This is a genomic window from Bradyrhizobium sp. CIR18 (assembly GCF_014198295.1).
Lineage (GTDB): Bacteria > Pseudomonadota > Alphaproteobacteria > Rhizobiales > Xanthobacteraceae > Bradyrhizobium.
This window is the reverse complement of record NZ_JACIHF010000001.1, coordinates 659,227-677,242: the sequence shown is the minus strand read 5'-3', so window position 1 is coordinate 677,242 and position 18,016 is coordinate 659,227. Positions and strand designations below refer to the sequence as shown.

Annotated in this window: 16 protein-coding genes; 5 read left to right on the top strand and 11 right to left on the bottom strand. The window is 63.6% G+C overall.

All coding sequences use genetic code 11. From position 1 onward, the window contains the following. Positions 1 to 57: 57 nt before the first annotated feature. The 3 genes from GGD65_RS03290 to gltX form a co-directional block, all read right to left on the bottom strand. Positions 58 to 1,236, bottom strand: a complete 1,179-nt coding sequence (locus GGD65_RS03290; protein WP_183234937.1) for an ROK family transcriptional regulator — start codon at positions 1,234 to 1,236, stop codon at positions 58 to 60. 260 nt (positions 1,237 to 1,496) lie between these two features. Beyond that, positions 1,497 to 2,801, bottom strand: coding sequence for a citrate synthase (gltA, locus tag GGD65_RS03285; RefSeq protein WP_018320224.1), 1,305 nt, complete (start codon positions 2,799 to 2,801; stop codon positions 1,497 to 1,499). 147 nt (positions 2,802 to 2,948) lie between these two features. Further along, positions 2,949 to 4,376: a glutamate--tRNA ligase gene (gene gltX, locus GGD65_RS03280; RefSeq protein WP_092257170.1), complete on the bottom strand. Its 1,428-nt coding sequence runs from the start codon at positions 4,374 to 4,376 to the stop codon at positions 2,949 to 2,951. A 167-nt stretch (positions 4,377 to 4,543) separates the two neighbouring features. Between gltX and GGD65_RS03275 the strand changes: the two genes are divergently transcribed. From GGD65_RS03275 to GGD65_RS03265, 3 genes are all read left to right on the top strand, one after another. Beyond that, on the top strand, positions 4,544 to 6,220 hold the full coding sequence (locus GGD65_RS03275; protein ID WP_183234389.1) for a glutamine--tRNA ligase/YqeY domain fusion protein: 1,677 nt from the start codon (positions 4,544 to 4,546) through the stop codon (positions 6,218 to 6,220). A 7-nt stretch (positions 6,221 to 6,227) separates the two neighbouring features. Then, complete coding sequence (locus GGD65_RS03270) at positions 6,228 to 6,614, top strand: nuclear transport factor 2 family protein (protein WP_183234388.1); 387 nt, start codon at positions 6,228 to 6,230, stop codon at positions 6,612 to 6,614. A gap of 171 nt (positions 6,615 to 6,785) precedes the next feature. Then, complete coding sequence (locus GGD65_RS03265; RefSeq protein WP_018320230.1) at positions 6,786 to 7,148, top strand: SPW repeat protein; 363 nt, start codon at positions 6,786 to 6,788, stop codon at positions 7,146 to 7,148. A gap of 135 nt (positions 7,149 to 7,283) precedes the next feature. Here GGD65_RS03265 and GGD65_RS03260 read toward each other — a convergent pair whose 3' ends face one another. Beyond that, entirely contained in the window at positions 7,284 to 8,606 is a 1,323-nt protein-coding gene (locus tag GGD65_RS03260; RefSeq protein WP_018320231.1) for an MFS transporter, read from the bottom strand. Positions 8,607 to 8,993: 387 nt separating this feature from the next. On the opposite strand from GGD65_RS03260, the gene GGD65_RS03255 reads away from it, so the two are divergent. Both GGD65_RS03255 and GGD65_RS03250 read left to right on the top strand, forming a co-directional pair. Next, complete coding sequence (locus GGD65_RS03255; protein ID WP_024341296.1) at positions 8,994 to 9,227, top strand: DUF2171 domain-containing protein; 234 nt, start codon at positions 8,994 to 8,996, stop codon at positions 9,225 to 9,227. Positions 9,228 to 9,322: 95 nt separating this feature from the next. After that, the gene (locus GGD65_RS03250) at positions 9,323 to 11,599 is read left to right on the top strand and encodes a ComEC/Rec2 family competence protein (protein ID WP_183234387.1); all 2,277 of its coding nucleotides are present in this window, start codon (positions 9,323 to 9,325) and stop codon (positions 11,597 to 11,599) included. A 102-nt stretch (positions 11,600 to 11,701) separates the two neighbouring features. On the opposite strand, the gene GGD65_RS03245 is transcribed toward GGD65_RS03250, so the two are convergent. From GGD65_RS03245 to GGD65_RS03215, 7 genes are all read right to left on the bottom strand, one after another. Continuing rightward, positions 11,702 to 12,352: a hypothetical protein gene (locus GGD65_RS03245; RefSeq protein WP_183234386.1), complete on the bottom strand. Its 651-nt coding sequence runs from the start codon at positions 12,350 to 12,352 to the stop codon at positions 11,702 to 11,704. A gap of 213 nt (positions 12,353 to 12,565) precedes the next feature. Continuing rightward, positions 12,566 to 13,507, bottom strand: coding sequence for a GAF domain-containing protein (locus GGD65_RS03240; protein WP_183234385.1), 942 nt, complete (start codon positions 13,505 to 13,507; stop codon positions 12,566 to 12,568). A gap of 218 nt (positions 13,508 to 13,725) precedes the next feature. Then, positions 13,726 to 14,160: a hypothetical protein gene (locus GGD65_RS03235; protein ID WP_018320255.1), complete on the bottom strand. Its 435-nt coding sequence runs from the start codon at positions 14,158 to 14,160 to the stop codon at positions 13,726 to 13,728. A gap of 528 nt (positions 14,161 to 14,688) precedes the next feature. Next, positions 14,689 to 15,390, bottom strand: coding sequence for a transcriptional repressor LexA (gene lexA / locus GGD65_RS03230; RefSeq protein ID WP_026202323.1), 702 nt, complete (start codon positions 15,388 to 15,390; stop codon positions 14,689 to 14,691). A gap of 175 nt (positions 15,391 to 15,565) precedes the next feature. Continuing rightward, the gene (glp, locus tag GGD65_RS03225) at positions 15,566 to 16,777 is read right to left on the bottom strand and encodes a gephyrin-like molybdotransferase Glp (protein ID WP_183234384.1); all 1,212 of its coding nucleotides are present in this window, start codon (positions 16,775 to 16,777) and stop codon (positions 15,566 to 15,568) included. Between the two features lie 227 nt (positions 16,778 to 17,004). Then, a complete protein-coding gene (locus tag GGD65_RS03220; protein ID WP_049814976.1) occupies positions 17,005 to 17,211 on the bottom strand; it encodes a hypothetical protein in 207 nt (68 codons plus the stop codon). A gap of 169 nt (positions 17,212 to 17,380) precedes the next feature. After that, positions 17,381 to 18,010, bottom strand: a complete 630-nt coding sequence (locus GGD65_RS03215) for an HAD family phosphatase (RefSeq protein ID WP_183234383.1) — start codon at positions 18,008 to 18,010, stop codon at positions 17,381 to 17,383. Positions 18,011 to 18,016 lie beyond the last annotated feature (6 nt).

The following is an 18,016-nucleotide window of genomic DNA, read 5'->3' as shown; positions in this document are numbered from 1 at the left end:
GGCAGTTCCTCCCGGTGTGAACTCTCTTGCGCGCGAGCCGCGCAGCTTCAGGCCATCTCAGGCGGCCTCCGTCGACGCGGCCGGCATGCCGCCGCGGCAGGCGAGGCAGAACGCGGCGAAGGCCAGCGCGGCCCTGGGATCATTGCCGTTCGACGGCGGCACGAAAGCCAGCGACACCTGCGCATGCTTGCGGCCGCCGAGCAGGCAGGCATCGACGCCGTCGACCAGCGCTTTCCGATCGCCTTCCGCAAGGAGCGAAGGCCAGCCGGAGATGGCGACGCCGTGACAGGGCTTGACGTTCAGCGTGTTGCCGATCGCGAGCCCAAGGCGATACAGGCGATGCCGCAGCTCCTGGCGCACGCGCGAGGAGATCGGGATCGCAGTCACCCAATCGCTGCCGAGCTGGAGCAACTCCGGCTCGGGCACGCCGAGAAGCTCGGCCAGCGCCGGAAGCGAGGTATAGGCCTCGACACAGCCGAGGTGGCCGCAGCGACAGCGCGGTCCGCCTTCGCCAAACACCATGTGACCGAGCTCGATCGGCTGGAGCGCGTCGGTCTCGACGGGATCATCCATCCAGGCGCCCGCAACGCCATGGCTGACAAACACGAACAGGTGCGTGTCGTTGAACGGATAGTTTTCGGTGCGACAGCGATGGAATGTGGCGTGCGCCACGACCGAATTGGTGAATTCGACGGGCACGTCGGCGAACATCTCGCCGAACATGTCGCTGATGCGCCCGACGTCACAGGGAATGATGGGATTACCCGCGGCGCTGAGCCGGCCGAGGCCCGGAATGGAGACGCCGACCTGCGAAAGGACGACGCGGCGGCGCCGCGTCCAGTCGCGCAACAATGTCATCGCTTCGCGAAAGGCCCGGCCGACGGTCTCGACGGTCGCCGTCTTCGGCAGCGGTACGCGCTCGGTGTAGTGCAGCTCGCCCGACAGGCCGCCGACGCCGACGCTGAGGTGCTGAGCGGTCAACTCGAAGGCTGCGAGCGCGACCGCTCCATCCAGCGACACGAGGCCGGTCGGGCCGCCGACGTAAGGGGCAGGGCGCCGTACTTCCTCGATCAGGCCTTCGGCTTTCAGGTCAAGCAGGATGCGCGACAGGCTCGCTTCGGACAGGCGCACGGCCTTGGCCAGCGGCGGGCGAAACGAGCCGCCCGACTGAAGCAGATGGGTCAAAATGGCAGCGCGCGTCTGCCGCCGACTTCTCGGCTGCTCCGGCATTTCCATCCCTGTCGTCATTCTTACTTAGTGTAAGAATTTGCGCGCGGAGCGCTCCGACTGTCAAGGCGTTTGCAGCCGTAAGCGTGGACTTGTTGTTGTGCGCGGCAGCAAGAATGTCACGGCCCGATTGGTCTCGTAGGGGGGCAAAGCGAAGCGTGCCCACGACTTCGTATCTGTTGCGCTTTGCCCACCCTACGGCACCGCCACAAACAAAAACGGCGCCATCCTGCGATGGCGCCGCTTCGAAAGCCGTATCGGCTTGGAGCTTACTTGCGATCCTTGATCGCGACGTAGTCGCGGCGCGTGACGCCGGTGTAGAGCTGGCGCGGGCGGCCGATCTTCTGCTGCGGGTCCTCGATCATCTCGCTCCACTGGCTGATCCAGCCGACGGTGCGGGCGACCGCGAACAGCACGGTGAACATCGAGACCGGGAAGCCCATCGCCTTCAGCGTGATGCCCGAATAGAAGTCGACGTTCGGGTAGAGCTTGCGGTCGATGAAGTACTGGTCGCTGAGCGCGATCTTCTCGAGCTCGAGCGCCACCTTCAGCATCGGATCGTCGCCATGGCCGGTCTCCTTGAGCACGGCGTGACACATCTTCTGCATGATCTTGGCGCGCGGATCGTAGTTCTTGTAGACGCGATGACCGAAGCCCATCAGGCGGACTTCGGAGTTCTTGTCCTTCACCTTGGCGATGAATTCGGGAATCTTGTCCACGGAGCCGATCTCGGCGAGCATCGCGAGCGCTGCTTCGTTGGCGCCGCCATGCGCCGGCCCCCACAGGCAGGCGATGCCGGCGGCGATGCAGGCGAACGGGTTGGCGCCGGACGAGCCGGCGATGCGCACCGTCGAGGTCGAGGCGTTCTGCTCGTGGTCGGCGTGCAGGATGAAGATCTTGTCCAGCGCGTCAGCCAGCACCGGGTTGATCTTGTAGTCCTCGCACGGCACGGCGAAGCACATGTGCAGGAAGTTCTCGGCGAACTTGAGCGAGTTCTTCGGGTACACGAAGGGCTGGCCGACCGTGTACTTGTAGGCCATCGCCGCCAGGGTCGGGATCTTGGCGATCATGCGCATGGAAGCGATCATGCGCTGCTTCGGATCGTTGATGTCGGTGGAGTCGTGATAGAACGCGGCGAGCGCGCCGACCGCAGCCACCATGATCGCCATCGGATGCGCGTCGCGGCGGAAGCCCTGGAAGAAACGGGCCATCTGCTCGTGCACCATCGTGTGATGGGTCACGCGGTCGTCGAAATCCTTCTTCTGCGCGGCGGTCGGCAGATCCCCGAACAGCAGGAGATAGCAGGTCTCGAGGAAGTCACCGTTCTCGGCGAGCTGCTCGATCGGGTAGCCGCGGTATTCCAGCACGCCCGCGTCGCCGTCGATATAGGTGATCTTGGACTGGCAGCTCGCGGTGGAGGTGAAGCCGGGATCGTAGGTGAACAGGCCGGACTGGCCGTAGAGCTTGCCGATATCGATGACATCAGGCCCGACGCTGCCGCTGTGGATCGGGAGATCGTAGTTCTTGTTTCCGACCGTCAGCGTAGCGGTCTTATTGCTCGGTTTTGCGTCCATCGTAGGTCCCCGATGAAATGTGAAGCGGGCCGGAGCCGGAGGCCCCCTTTGCGAGATGATGGGGCAGGCCGGATGTTCCAGAAGGTACGGGGGAGATGGGTATATTATTGCTGTGTGCGCTGCAAGATCACCGCACGCATGCTCGACTTACGTCGTAGACTGATCTTTAAGCCGGCCGAGGCTTTCCTGGCGTCCCAGGACGTCCAAAACCTCAAATATACCAGGCGACGTCGTCCGTCCGGTCAGCGCGGCCCGCAAGGGTTGGGCGACCGCGCCGAGCTTGAGACTATTTTCCTCGGCAAAAGCGCGCAGCGCAGCTTCGGTGGTGGCGCCGCTCCACGTCTCGACTTTCTCCAGCGCGGAATGAAGCTGGCCGATCAGCTTGCGGTTCTCTGGCGTCAGCAGCGCTTGCGCCTTGGGATCGAGCTCCAGCGGCCGGTCGGCGAAGATGAAATAAGCGCTGTCGATCAGCTCGATCAGCGTCTTGGCGCGCTCCTTCAGGGCCGGCATGGCCTTGAGAAGCTGGGCGCGCGTGGTGTCGTTTAACTTGGCCTTAAGCTCGTCGCGCGCGGGCACGAGATGGTCGAGCACGTCCTCGAACATCTTCACGAGTGATTGATCGTCGGCGTGGCGGATGTAGTGGCCGTTGAGGTTTTCCAGCTTGGCGAAATCGAAGCGGGCGGCGGCACGGCCGACGCTGGCGAGGTCGAACGCCGCGATCATCTCCTCGGTCGAGAAGATCTCCTGGTCGCCGTGGCTCCAGCCGAGCCGGACGAGGTAATTGCGTAGCGCGGCCGGCAAATATCCCATGGCGCGGTAGGCATCGACGCCGAGCGCGCCGTGGCGCTTTGAGAGCTTCGAGCCGTCCGGGCCGTGGATCAGCGGGATGTGGGACATGCTCGGCAGAGCCCATCCCATCGCATCGTAGATCTGCTTCTGGCGCGCGGCGTTGATCAGATGATCGTCGCCGCGGATCACATGGGTGACGCCCATGTCGTGGTCGTCGACCACCACAGCGAGCATGTAGGTCGGGTTGCCATCGCCGCGCAAAAGCACGAGGTCGTCGAGGTTCTCGTTCTGCCAGACGACGCGGCCCTGGACCTGGTCCTCGATCACGGTCTCGCCAGTCTGCGGCGCGCGCAGGCGGATCGTCGGCTTGACGTCGGACGGGGCTGTCGCGGGATCGCGGTCGCGCCACATCCCGTCATAGAGGCGGGTGCGCCCTTCCGCGCGCGCCTTCTCGCGCATGGCGGCGAGTTCCTCGGCGGTGGCGTAGCAGCGATAGGCCTTGCCGTCGGCGAGCAGCTGCTCGGCGACCTCGCGGTGGCGCGCGGCGCGGCTGAACTGGTAGATGACCTCGCCGTCCCAGCCGAGCTCCAGCCATTTAAGGCCGTCGAGGATGGCACCGATCGCAGCCTCCGTGGAACGCTCCCGGTCGGTGTCCTCGATCCGGAGCAGCATCTTGCCGCCGTGCTTCTTCGCGTACAGCCAGTTGAACAGCGCGGTGCGGGCGCCCCCGATATGGAGGAAGCCGGTCGGAGAGGGCGCAAAGCGCGTGACGACGGAATCGGTCATTCTTGGCAGGGCCTATGCTTTGGAGGCGGTGGTGTATAGCAGGAACGGGACATAAACAAAGCCCGCTGGCGGACCTGCCAGGCCCTGCTGAGGGCCTTGCTTAAGCTCTTGGCTCAGCCTCCCGAATTTGGCAGAAGGACCGCTGATTTCCCTGCAGGATTTTCGTAATGACAGAACCGGTGGCGATTGAGGTTGGGCGCGATTTCATTCGTGACATCATCCAGGCCGACCTCGATCAGGGCAAATACAGGGAGATCGTGACCCGGTTCCCGCCGGAGCCGAACGGCTATTTGCATATCGGCCATGCCAAGTCGATCGCGCTCAATTTCGGCATCGCCCAGGAGTTTCCTGGCCGCTGCCATCTACGTTTCGACGACACCAACCCGGTCAAGGAAGAGCAGGAATATATCGATTCCATCCAGGCCGACGTGCGCTGGCTCGGCTTCGACTGGGGCGAGAACCTGTTCTTTGCCTCGGACTATTTCGAGCGCCTGTACGAATGGGCGGAGCAGCTGATCCGCGACGGGCTCGCCTATGTCGACGACCAGACGCAGGAGGAGATCCGCCTCGCGCGCGGCACGCTGACCGAGCCCGGCAAGAACTCGCCGTTCCGCGACCGCAGCGTGGACGAAAACCTCGACCTGTTCCGCCGCATGAAGGCCGGTGAATTCCCGAACGGCACGCGGGTGCTGCGGGCCAAGATCGACATGGCCGCGGGCAACATCAATCTGCGCGACCCCGTGCTGTACCGCATCCTGCATGCGCATCATCCGCGCACCGGCACCAAGTGGCACATCTATCCGAGCTACGATTACGCCCACGGCCAGTCGGACGCCATTGAAGGCATCACGCATTCGATCTGCACGCTGGAGTTCGAGGACCACCGGCCGCTCTACGACTGGTTCATCGAAAAACTGCCGGTGCCGTCGCAGCCGCACCAGTATGAATTCGCGCGGCTCAACCTGACCTATACGCTGCTGTCCAAGCGCGTGCTGACCCAGCTCGTCCGCGACGGCCATGTCGCAGGCTGGGACGATCCGCGCATGCCGACGATGGCGGGGATGCGCCGCCGCGGCGTGCCGCCGGCCGCGTTGCGTGAATTCGTCAAGCGCATCGGCGTTGCCAAGGCCAACAGCGTGGTCGACGTCGGCATGCTCGAGTTCTGCATCCGCGAGGAGCTGAACCGCACGTCGCAGCGACGCATGGGCGTGCTGCGCCCGCTGAAGGTGGTGATCGAGAACTATCCGGAAGGACAGACCGAGGAGCTCGAGGCGATCAACCATCCGGACGATCCCTCGGCGGGCACGCGGAAAATCACGTTCGGCCGCGAGCTCTATATCGAGCAGGACGACTTCATGGAGAATCCGCCGAAGAAGTTCTTCCGCCTGTCGCCGGGCAACGAGGTGCGGCTGCGCTACGCTTATTTCGTCAAGTGCACGGGCGTGACCAAGAACGATAAGGGCGAGGTGGTGGAACTGCGCTGCACCTACGATCCCGCGACCAAGGGCGGCAACGCGCCCGACGGCCGCAAGGTCAAGGCGACGATGCACTGGCTGCCGGCGGCGAATTCGGTGCCCGCGGAGATCCGCATCTACAACCAGCTGTTCGCCAATCCGAGCCCGGACGCCTCGAATTTCGCGGCGGATCTCAATCCGCAGTCGCTGGAGATCCTCGCGGACGCGCGGATCGAGGCATCGGTCGCACAGAGCAATTCGACCGAGCCGATGCAGTTCGAGCGCCAGGGCTATTTCGTGCGCGACAAGGACTCGACGCCCGGCAAGCCGGTGTTCTCACGCACCATCGGCCTGCGCGACACGTTCGCGAAGGAAGTCGCGAAAGGTTGAGGCGCACATGAGCAGCGAAGCCGACGCCATCGTTTCCGCCATCATCGCGAAATGGTGCGCCGGCTTCGCGACGCTCGATGCGGCCGCGCTCTCGTCGCTCTATTCGAAGAACGCGTTCTTCTTCGGCTCCAACCCAAGACTCTATCGGGGCAGGGACGGCGTTGCCGATTATTTCAACGGCCTGCCGCGCTGGCGCAAGCCAAGCGCTGTGTTTTCCGATGTGAACGCAGCGCAGGCCGGCTCTGATCTGATCAACATGGCCGCGACCATCTCGTTCGATCTCGCGGGCGAGCGGGACGATCTCATCGTCAAGATGAGCTGGGTGATCGTCCGCGAGGACGGCGACTGGAAGATCGTCAATCACCACGCCTCGTCGCGGACATCGCTGATCTAGCGGCAGCGGAACGTCCTGCGTCCTGACGCAAGGCGGTTGCTGGGGCCCTTTCCAGCGACATACGTGTCAGGATTGGCGCCCCGGATCAGCGCAGCGGCAACATAACGCAGGTTGGATGGATGCATTTTCATCGGTGCGCCCCATCTAATTGGAAGAGGGGAGGTGAGCATTATGCGCATCCAACATTGGCAAGATGCTGCCAGCCTGTTGGTCGGCGTATGGCTGGTCCTGTCGTCCTTCATCCTGGGCTTGTCCGGAGCGGCTGTCTGGATCACCATCGCGCTCGGGCTCGGCGTCGTGCTCTTTGCCGTAGAAGCGTTTGTCATCCCGTCATATCTGGAAGAGTGGGGAGAAATGCTGCTGGGTCTGGCTCTTGTGCTGGCGCCTTGGACCATTGGCTATGAGTCAGCGTCAGCCACGGTGAGCAGCGTATTGTCGGGCATATTGGTGATCTTGCTCGGCGGCTGGGAACTGATGACCGATCGTGACTTCACCGCCTGGTGGCACGATCGCTGGCATCATCCAGCCGGCTGACAAGAGCGGTTAGCCGAACTTCGCCGACCTCTATCCACTGACGGTCGGAGAGGGGGGATTTGGCTCCGGCATTCCGAAGGAAATGTGCGGTGCAGGGCCTCGCGGTCCTGCACTAGGTCATCCCATCACAAGCCATTACAATGCGGCTCTGGGCTCGATCGGTTGCCAGATGCTGATCTTGCGCGTCTCCGGCATCAGGAAGACAGCGAGCACGAAGCACACCGCGGGGACCACGATCGGGTAGATCAGTGCGTAGCCGATGCTGCCGGTCGCGGCGAATGCCGCCGAGGTGATGAACGGCACCAATCCGCCACCCCAGCCGTTGCCGATGTGGTACGGCACGGAGACCGACGTGTACCTGATCCTGGCGGGGAAGAATTCTGCCAGAAATGCGCCGACCGGCCCGTACACCATCCCGACGTAGCAAACGAGGATGAAGATGATGAAGATCGCGGTCGGATAGTTGATGTTTCCGGGCTGCGTGACCGATCCCAGCCACAGATACAGCGGATAGTACGTGATCGCGGCGAGCAGCATGCCTCCGAGGATCACCGGCTTGCGGCCGATCTGATCCGACAGCCAGCCAAAGAAGATCAGGCTCGGCGTTGCAATGAGCAATGCTGCTCCCACGATGTAGGCCGAGGTCAGCGGGTCCACCTTGGAGACCTGCTGCAGAAAGTATAGCGCCCAGAATTGACCACTGTACCAGACCACGCCCTGTCCGATCAGGACCACGATGGCGATCCCGATGTATTTGATGTTCGAGCTGAGGAAGGCCTCCTTCCACGGATTCCTCGTCATCTGTCCGCGGGCCTTGATCTCCTGGAAGATCGGCGTCTCCTGGAGCTGGAGGCGAATATAAATCGCGATGGCCACCAGCAGGAAGGACACCAGGAACGGAATGCGCCACGCCCATTCGTCGAAGGCCTGATTGCCGGCATAGGTTCGGGTCAGGATGATGACTGCCAGCGATACCACGATCCCGAGAGTCGGAGAGGTCTGTAGCCAGCCGGTGTAGTAGCCGCGCTTGTCGTCAGGCACATGCTCGGCAACATAGGTGATGGCGCCACCATATTCGCCGCCCAGGCACAGCCCCTGGATCATGCGCAAGCCGAAGAGAAGGATCGCAGCCGTCAGCCCGATCGACTGGTAGGTTGGGATCAATCCGATCGCTCCCGTGCCCAGTCCCATTCCGCTGAGCGTGACGAGAAACGTATATTTGCGGCCGACCCGGTCACCCATCCATCCGAACAGGAATGCTCCCACCGGACGGATCAGAAATCCTGCCGTGAACAGCGCGATCGTGCTGAGCAGGGCGGCGATGGGGTGGGACTGTTCAAAGAACTTGACCGATAGAACTGCGGCCAGGCTGCCAAAGATATAGAAATCATACCATTCGATGATGTTTCCTACCGACGCAGCGATGATCACGCGGCGAAAATCGCTCGGTACCTGCATGTGCGCCTCCTATGGTTTCAAAACGCCTCCTCGCTTGATTCAGCGTCGATCTTCTCGCGGAGAGCGTGATGCGCGGCGTTGCAGGCGCCAATTCAAAGAGTTGCGTCGGCAACGTCTGACCTCAGGCGCGTTTGGCGCCACCTGAGAAGAGCTCCGGCGGCCTTAGAGCCGCGAGCCACCACTGCCTGCCCGTCTGTCGGGGAGGCGGGGAACAGTAGTGTAATCCCACCACGGGCTGCCAACTTATGAGACTTTCGGCTCAATCGATCTGACACGGGGCGTTTTTGCGACAGAGATCGCAAGGACTCGAATTGTCCGCGACATCTGGTAATCAGCGAACGGAAAGGCGTCTCAGGCGTTGTGAGGGGGCCGGAAAAGGAACCCACCATGCAGAACATCGCAGAGCATATGGAAGTCATCGGCGCCGACGGCGTCCACGTCGGCACGGTCGATCGCGTCGAAGGCAATCGCATCAAGTTGACCAAGAAGGACAGCGGTGAGGGTAGCCACAAAGGCCATCATCATTTCATCGACAAGGGTCTCGTTGCCGATGTCGAGGGTAACAAGGTGCGGCTCTCTGCCAAGGCGTCGGTCGCCGTGACCATGGAAGAGGAAAAGTAGGGGCGCCTTCTCGCGTTCCCGATCTGTACCGCTATTCGCGCGGTCGCACGTTCCGGTAGCCTCTGTGCCAGTCGCGTCGCGTTAGGTGCAGGGATATGGCGGAGCCGGGCCGGCCAATACGCTCCCAGGGAGTTGCCGGGACGTGGCCGGTCGGCCGTGCTGCACCGGCTGGCGGCTTTGCCCCCGCGGGCTTTGGAGCCTGGCCGGCAATCGTCGAGACGCTGCGTGAATGGGCCCGCGCCGAGGCCGGCGCGGGGCGACTGTTGCCGTGGGTGCCGGTCGCCTTCGGCGGCGGCATCGCCCTTTATTTTGCCGCCGATCATGAGCCAGTGCTGTGGGTCGTTGCCGCGACGGCGATCGCGCTCACGTTTGGCGCGATCCTGTTGCGGCGGAGCCGGCTCTTTGCGCCTGCGATCATGATTGCGGCGGTCGCTTCCGGCTTTGCCGTGGCGACCTGGAAGACGGCGCGCATCGCCCATCCCGTGCTGGCCAAGCCGCTCTATTCGGTGTCGCTGTCGGGTTTCGTCGAGGCCCGCGATATCCGCGAGCGCACCGATCGTTTCGTGCTGCGCGTCACCGCGATGGAGGCGCAGCGCAGCGAGGTCAAGCTGGAGCGCGTCCGGCTGTCGGTGCGCAAGGGCACTGCACCCGAGGTCGGCAGCTTCGTGCAGCTCAAGGCGCGGCTGATGCCGCCGCTTTCGCCGGTGCGTCCCGGCAGCTACGACTTTTCGCGCGACATGTTCTTTCAGGGCATCGGCGCTTCCGGCTTCGTGATGGGCGCGATCACGGCCTCAATCCCGCCCGATGCCGGTGGCCTGCGGCTGCGCTATGCCGCCTTCATGCAAGGCCTGCGCGATACGATCGATGCGCGCATCCGGGCCACGCTCGGGGGCGATAACCGCGCGATCGCGACAGCGCTGCTCACCGGGCGGCGCGATGCGATTTCCACGCCGGTCAACGACGCGATGTTCATCTCGGGGCTCGGGCACGTGCTCTCGATCTCCGGCTATCACATGGCGGTCGTCGCCGGCGTGGTCTTCTTCGCGGTGCGCGCATTGCTGGCCTTGATCCCGGGACTTGCGGCCGGCTTTGCCATCAAGAAATGGTCGGCGGCCGCAGCGCTGGTCGCGGCTGCGTTTTATCTGCTGCTGTCGGGCGCGGAGGTCGCGACGCAGAGATCGTTCTTCATGACGGCGGTGGTGCTGATCGCAGTGATGGTCGATCGCCGCGCCATCACCTTCCGCACGCTCGCAGTGGCGGCGCTGATCGTGCTCGCAGTCGCACCGGAGGCGCTGGTGCATCCGAGTTTTCAGATGTCGTTCGCCGCGACGCTCGGACTTGTTGCGCTGGTGCAGATCGGCATGCCGAACCTGTTTGCGTCCCCCGATCATTCGGCGACAGCGCGGATCGCGCTGTGGGGCGGCCGCGAGATCGCGATGCTGTTCCTGGCCTCGCTGATCGCAGGGCTTGCGACCACGCCCTACGCCGCCTTCCACTTCCACCGCGTCACGCCCTACGGCGTGCTCGCCAACCTCGGCGCGATGCCGGTGGTCTCTGCGCTGGTGATGCCGGCGGGGCTGTTGGGCCTGCTCGCAGCGCCGTTCGGGCTCGACGGCGTGTTCTGGTGGCTGATGGGGATCGGGATCGACTGGATGGTTGCGGTCTCGCGCTGGGTGGCGGCACTGCCGGGCGCGGTCGGCCGCATCCCGGCGTTCGGCATCGCGCCGCTGATCGCAGCGAGCCTGGGGGTCATCGTGATGGGCCTGTTGCGCACGCCCCTGCGCTGGGGCGGTGCCGTGGTGCTGCTGGTTTCCATCGGCTGGGGGCTGTCGGTGCGGCAGCCCGATATCCTGATCGCCGGGGACGGCGCGAGCGTCGCGGTGCGGGGCGCGGACGGGCGTTTGCATCTGATCAGGGCAGGCAAGGACAATTTCCTGCTGAAGGAGTGGTTGTCTGCCGACGCTGATCCGCGCGATGCCGGCAGTAGCGCGCTGGCGAGCGGCATATCGTGCGACGAGTCCGGCTGCGTGACGCCGCTCGCCGACGGACGGCTGGTCGCGCTGGCCTCGCGCATCGACGCGTTGGCGGACGATTGCAGCCGCGCCGCGCTGGTGGTGACGTCGCGGCCCGCGCCGCCGGATTGTGCCGCGATGGTGGTGGATCGGCAGCGGCTCGCTCGCCAGGGCGCGCTGGCATTGACGCAGCGCGGCGACGGCTTTTCGGTTCAGGCGGTGAGGGCGAGCGGCACGAACCGCCCGTGGTCACCGGCCGGTGTCGGCGAAGGTGATTTCGACAGCAGCCTCGTGCCGAAGGCGGCTCCCCGCAGCCGCGATGCAACGCCATCGGAGACCGACTTGCAGGCCGACGATTGATCGGACCGGTTACAGGTGCCAGCCAGCACGGCGTCGAGTATCGCCGTACAGCCGGCAGTGAAGGGCCGACCGTGACGAAGATAGCCAAAAAACAGCGAAATCTCACGTAGGCGTTTGGGGAGCTCTGACGAATTCGAGAAAGCGTTGCCCGAGATCGGTTAGGCGTACGTGCGCACTTGCCGTCTGCTCTTGAATAGTTCTTTCGCCGATCATCGATTGGTTGTTGCGGATCAAGAACGTGGAATACATGTCTGTCAGCAGAGCGTGCTTAAATTCAAAAGCCGATTGATCGTCGTCGACCACGAAGTCTTCCAGAGGGCCTGGTCGACTTGCAATAGCCTGAAGTAGCCGAACGTGCGCAGGCGTCATCCTGGCGAGCACATCAACGAGCTTGAGTCTCAGGCTCTCATCTAAGCTTGCAATCGCTGAGTTGAGAACGGCGTTTTGCAGGATCGTCTTTCTATCCGCGGTAGCCGACGTTGCCGCTAGGCGCACGGCGTCAAGAAAGGTCGCCTGAAACTGCGCATTTACTCTCAAATTCTCGGCCCGTAGCTGATCGAACGCCACCTGCAACTGGGTCGCTTGCTCGAAAATCCCGCGGATGAAATCGTCCCGACGTTCTTGGGCTGGGTCGCCAATGGCAAAAGCAAGAAATTCTACGAGTGGATTACCGACGACAGGCAGCAGGCCGACTGCAGCCCGCAGACCTTTGTTGAGAAAATCTTCCGGTCGATTGGAAAACGTTTCGTTCATCGTGCTTTCAGATCACGCAAGCGAATATTGTTCAGATTAAAATGGATCCTGCTCAACCTGATTCGCATCGTTAGTCCCATCTTGCCTCACAAGCAGAAGACATGGGAGCGAGATAGGGCAAAACAACTGATGAGATCGCAATAATTTCGGCGCTGATCAAATCGCCGGGAGCGCCGCCGTCGGCGGCCAACCTGCAGGCAAAGGATTGAGCGGCTACAGATACCAGGCCAGCACGGCCTCGAGCCTTGCGTTGCCGATGACTGGCAGGCCCACCATCCGGTCCAGCCCGGCTGCGCAGGCCTCGGACCCGGCGACCGAGCCGTCGTGGGTGAGATCGTCGCTGAGCGCCGGCATGCCGGTGGCCCAGGCGCCGCCGATGCTGCCTTCGCCTCGGGCGATGGATTTGTCCGCATAGCGTGCGGCAAGGTCGGTCTGCGCGCTGCAATCGCCGGCGCGAAAGACCAGTGCCGAACGGGCCTCGTTCGGGACCCAGATCTCGAAGCGTCGCGCAATCGGCGTTGCCTGCGCCGAGAGGAATGTCAAAACCCAGGTCTGGTCGGTGCCGGTTCGGTAGGGTACGCCGACCCCCAGATTGATCCCGACCTTGGCGGCGTCCTCCCAGCGCAGGAAGCTCTTGGCGTCGTGCAGGTCCTTGATGATCAGCGGCAGGCCCGCCTTCCAGGTGCGTCCGGGCAGGCCGAAGCCGCGAGGAAACCTGGTGTGGCGGGAGTTGAATTCGAACATCTCCGCCGCGCCGTAATAGCCGTCGACGAGGCCCATCTCGTGGGAGAGATCAGGATCGTTGTGCCAGAGCTCGATCGCGCCGACATGCGCCTCGTCGTCGCCGCAGAACAGCACCATCACGGCTTGCAGGAATTCGCCTGCGAACACCGGCACCGCCACGCCGCAGGTGAGGCCGGCCGCGACGGCCTGATCGGTTCGCTTGAAATAGGAGTTGGCGAATTTCGTGAGGATGACGGGATGGCCGCAGGCCCAGGCCTTGCCTGGAAGCCCCTCGTCATATCCGAAGTGCAGCTCTTCGCTGACGGCCTTGAACGCGGACAGCCCTTCATCGTAGAGGCCGCCGCCAAATTCCAGCCGCATGCGCGTCCGGTCAGGCACCCAGAGTTCAACGACGCGAATGAAGGTTTTCATCGAGCGTGTCCGCCGCCTCAAACCACGACAGCATCGGTCATTTGGCTGCGGAGCGGACGTTTAAAATTCAGGCAGCACGGCTCAAACTTCGTGCGGCGACGAGGCGAGGCGGCGGCGCTCGCCGATCGAATTTCATGAAACAAAAACCCACCGGGCTCGCCGGCCTCGGCCGGCGACGGCATTTCAATCCTGGCCCTCGGCCTATCGGGCGGAGGGCGTCAGCCGATCGGCAGTCGTGTGACCGTCGGGCGACTGTCGGCGATGATCTGCGGCTTGTGCTCGCGCTCGCCGATCGGCTGGGTCACCGGCAGTTGCAGCACGGTTGCGCGCTGGCCTTCGACCAGTTGCGTCACCAGCACGGATTTGCCGTCCGGGAATTCGATCGCGTCATGATGGCGATCGGGAATGTGCGGATCGATCTTGCCGAACTTGCCGACGCGGGAGTTGACGGTGCGCGTCCAGATCCAGCGGTTGTCGTAACGGACGTCGTCGGCGAAGGCGAGCTCCGTCCCCGGCAGCAGGCAGACCGCGACGGAGAGATCGGCTTCGGAGGCGAAGCCGCGCGTCGAGGTGCCGCGGAATGTTGTCGTAACGATCGTCTCGCCGACTTCTGCGGGGCGCGTCGCGACGGCATGCAGGCTGTAGTCACACATCGGGTGCTCCTCAATGCAGAGATAGCGACCCGCACCTCTTTCGGAGGCGCAGGCCCCTACCAGAGTGGAAGCACGTGACGGTCTGCTCGGTTGTAGGCAAATCTGCGGCTGGGATCCGCGAGCCCCGATCACATTATCTTTTCCATCTTTTCCGAATTTGTTAGGAACAAAGTCGGCTTCCGTGCATTTGGCAGCCGCGTCTCGACAACCGCGCGTGTCAACGACCGGCGGAGTGATGCGGTTGCGCGGCAACGCGATGCTGGTGATGCGATCAGCGTTGCTGCGGCTGCACTCAAACGAGCTGCGCATTTGGGCCGTCCCCCCTCGAACTCGAAAGGCCGCGAAGCGATGTTGCGTCGCGCGGCCTGCCGAGGATGTCGCGAAAGGAGGAGGGGCCGGACAATCTGTGCGATACCAGAAAGACTATCCAGCCGGAGCGGACCGTTATCCGCTCCAATCTCTGATCGGCGAGGCCGATCGAAGGCGCGCGCGAGGCGCTAAAGACTTCGGTATCGAGTACTTCCGGTATCAGTACTTGCGATAAAGCCCGATCAGCTTGCCCTGAATCTTCACGCGGTTCGGCGGCAGGATGCGCACCTCATAAGCGGCATTGGCGGGCTCCAGCGCGATCGAGGCGCCGCGGCGGCGGAAGCGCTTGAGCGTGGCCTCCTCGTCGTCGATCAGTGCCACCACGATGTCGCCGGTATCGGCGCTCTCGTTGCGCTGGATCAGCGCCATGTCGCCGTCGAGGATGCCGGCCTCGACCATGGAATCACCGCGCACTTCGAGCGCGTAATGCTCGCCGGAGCCGAGCATGTCGGGCGGCACGCTGATCGTGTGGCTGCGGGTCTGCAAAGCCTCGATCGGAGTACCGGCCGCGATGCGGCCCATCACGGGCACCGCAACGGGTCGCTCGCCCTCGTCCGCGGACGGGCTGGAGCTCGCGCGTAGCTTGCCGAGATTGCCCTCGATGACGCTTGGCGTGAAGCCGCGTCGGTTGCCGGCGGCAGCCTGGAGCTCCGGCAGCTTGATCACTTCAATGGCCCGGGCGCGGTTGGGCAGGCGGCGGATGAAGCCGCGCTCCTCGAGCGCGGTGATCAGGCGATGGATGCCTGACTTCGAGCGTAGGTCGAGCGCATCCTTCATCTCGTCGAAGGACGGCGGCACGCCGCTTTCCTTCAAGCGCTCGCTGATGAACCGCAGAAGCTCGTATTGTTTGCGCGTTAACATCTCGAACAAAGTCCCCCGGTTGATGTCGTTCGATTCCGAGACGATGAGTTCAGCGATAAGCCGCTACATCTCGAAACAAATCATGAACGGACACTATATGTTCGATATGTGTTCCGCAACTGCTTAATTTACCGTGAACAGAACGAAACTCACGGAATGCGTGTGGCGGCGCAGTTCAGACGGGGAGCCGCAGCACCTCGCAGGGGCTGCCGGCCTCGGCCTTCAGCGCAAACGGTGCGCGCACGAGAAGTACCTGTGCTGCAGCAAGATTCGCAAGCAGAGAGGAGTCCTGATGGCTGACGGGAAGGGCGACGAGCGCGCCATCGTCGCGCTTTTCCAGGCGCGCGCGCAGATAATCCTCGCGCTGGTCGTTGGCGCCGAGATCGCGGCCCAGCACGACGCGCTCGCGATGATGATGAATCACCGAACGGCCTGATAGCGCGCGAATCAGCGGCACCATGAACAGGAAGGCGCAGACGTAGGACGACACGGGATTGCCGGGCAGGCCGATGACGCCCATCGCCCCTAACCGCCCGTGCATCATCGGCTTGCCGGGCCGCATCGCGATCTTCCAGAACGCCATCGCGATGCCTTCGTCCTTGAGCGCCTGCTGGACCAGATCGTGGTCGCCGACCGATGCGCCTCCGGTCGTGACCAGGATGTCGGCGCCGCTTTCGCGCGCGCGGCGGATGCCGGCGGTGGTGGCCTCCAGCGTATCGGCGGCGACACCGAGGTCGATGGTCTCGGCGCCTTCGCTGCGGGCGAGCGCGTGCAGGGCATAGCCGTTGGAATAGACGATCTGGCCGTGCCCGGGCGTTGAGCCCGGCATCACCAGTTCGTCGCCGGTGGCGAGAATCGCGACCTTCGGACGGCGGCAAACGGCGAGCTGCGGGTGGTTCATTCCGGCGGCGAGGGCGAGATCGCGCTCCGTCAGACGGGTTCCCTTGCGCAGGAGAACGTCGCCCTCGCGGAAATCGACGCCGGCGGGGCGGATGTGCCGACCCACGATCGCGGCTTCCTTGATCGTTATGTGCTTGCCTTCGGCGATCGTGTCCTCCTGGATCACGACCGCATCCGCGCCGTCCGGAACGACGCCGCCGGTGAAGATCCGCACGGCTTCGCCGGCGCCGACCTTTCCCGTGAACGGACGGCCCGCCGCGACCTCACCGATCATTGTCAGCGTGGAATCCATTGTTGCCGCATCGGCCGCGCGCACGGCATAGCCGTCCATCGCCGACATCGCCTGGGGCGGCTGGGTGCGCCGCGCAGCGACGTCCTGCGCGAGCACGCGATGGTAGGCTTCGTCGAGTGAAACCATCTCTGCAGGCAGCGGCTCTGCACCCGCCAGCACCGCAGCAAGGGCGTCGGAAACCGGCATCAAGGCCACGGCGAAACTCCTGCTCGGCACGTTCGGATGAAATGTTCCGACAGTCTTCTAGCCGAGCGCGGGGGCAGAGGCAAAATGGCGGAGCGGGCAGGATTTATCCTGCCGCTTCCAGCCCAGGATGGAAGGCAGGCTCAGGCTTGGCGTGGCATGATCCAAAGAACGAGACCGATCGGCAGGAGGGTGGCCATGGCGAGGACGAGAATGACGAGCGCCACAGCCAGCATCGCTCAACTCCCGCTCGGCCGGTCCGGCCCGGCGTCCAGCGCGACGTCAGGAGCCTTCGGCCCTTGATCCTTGTCGGGCAGCGGATCGGCCTGGGATTTCAGGTCGGCGGCCTTGCTGATCAGCTTGGCGGAAAGGTCCGAATCCGAGGTGGTTCTTGCGAATTCAAGCAGGAGAGAGGCTTGCTTGGTGAGATAGGTTTTGCCCAGCACGTGCATAAGTCCGGTGTAGAAGTCCCAACGGACTCAAGAGTCCGCAAGGGGCCATTCCGTTCCCGGAACTCCGTACAAAAATACACAAAGCGCTCTGGTTCCTCATTTTGGGCAAAATTGGTTCCGGAAGACTTGGGCGACGTTGGCGTCTCCCGCTGCGCGGAGATCGTCAGATGCCCAATGCCGTCAAGGCGTTCCCGACGTCGCGCGGCGACGTCACATGCACCGCTGTCAGTCCGCGCGACCGCGCGCCTTCAACATTCTCGGCGAGATCGTCGAAGAAAACGATACGTCCTGCGGGCACGCCGATGGCGGCGACGACATGGTCGAAGGCTTCCGCATCCGGTTTGCGCAGGCCGATGCTGGACGACAGATATAGCGCGCGGAAATGGCCGAGCAGTTCGCCGTATTCCTTCGAGAAATAGTCGACATGCGGCCGGTTGGTGTTGGAGAAGGCGTAGAGCGGCATCTGCTTCGCCGCGCGCGGCAGCAGCTCGGCGATGTCAGGCATCTCGCCGGCGAAGATCGCGTTCCAGCCTTCCAGGAACTGGGCGTCCGAAATGCCGATGCCGAGCGAAGCACGCAGCGAGGCGAAATAGTCCTCGTCGCTGATCCTGCCGACCTCGTGCAGCCGGTAAGCCTCGTCACGCACATAGCGCGCGACGATGGCCTCGGGCTGGCAGCCGGCATGTCCCGCCCAGCAGGCGATCGCCTTGGAGAAGTCGATGTCGAGCACCACGCGCCCGAGATCGAACAGCAACGCATCCGCGCTGCCGGGAGAAAGCGAGTTCACTTGCATCCTTTC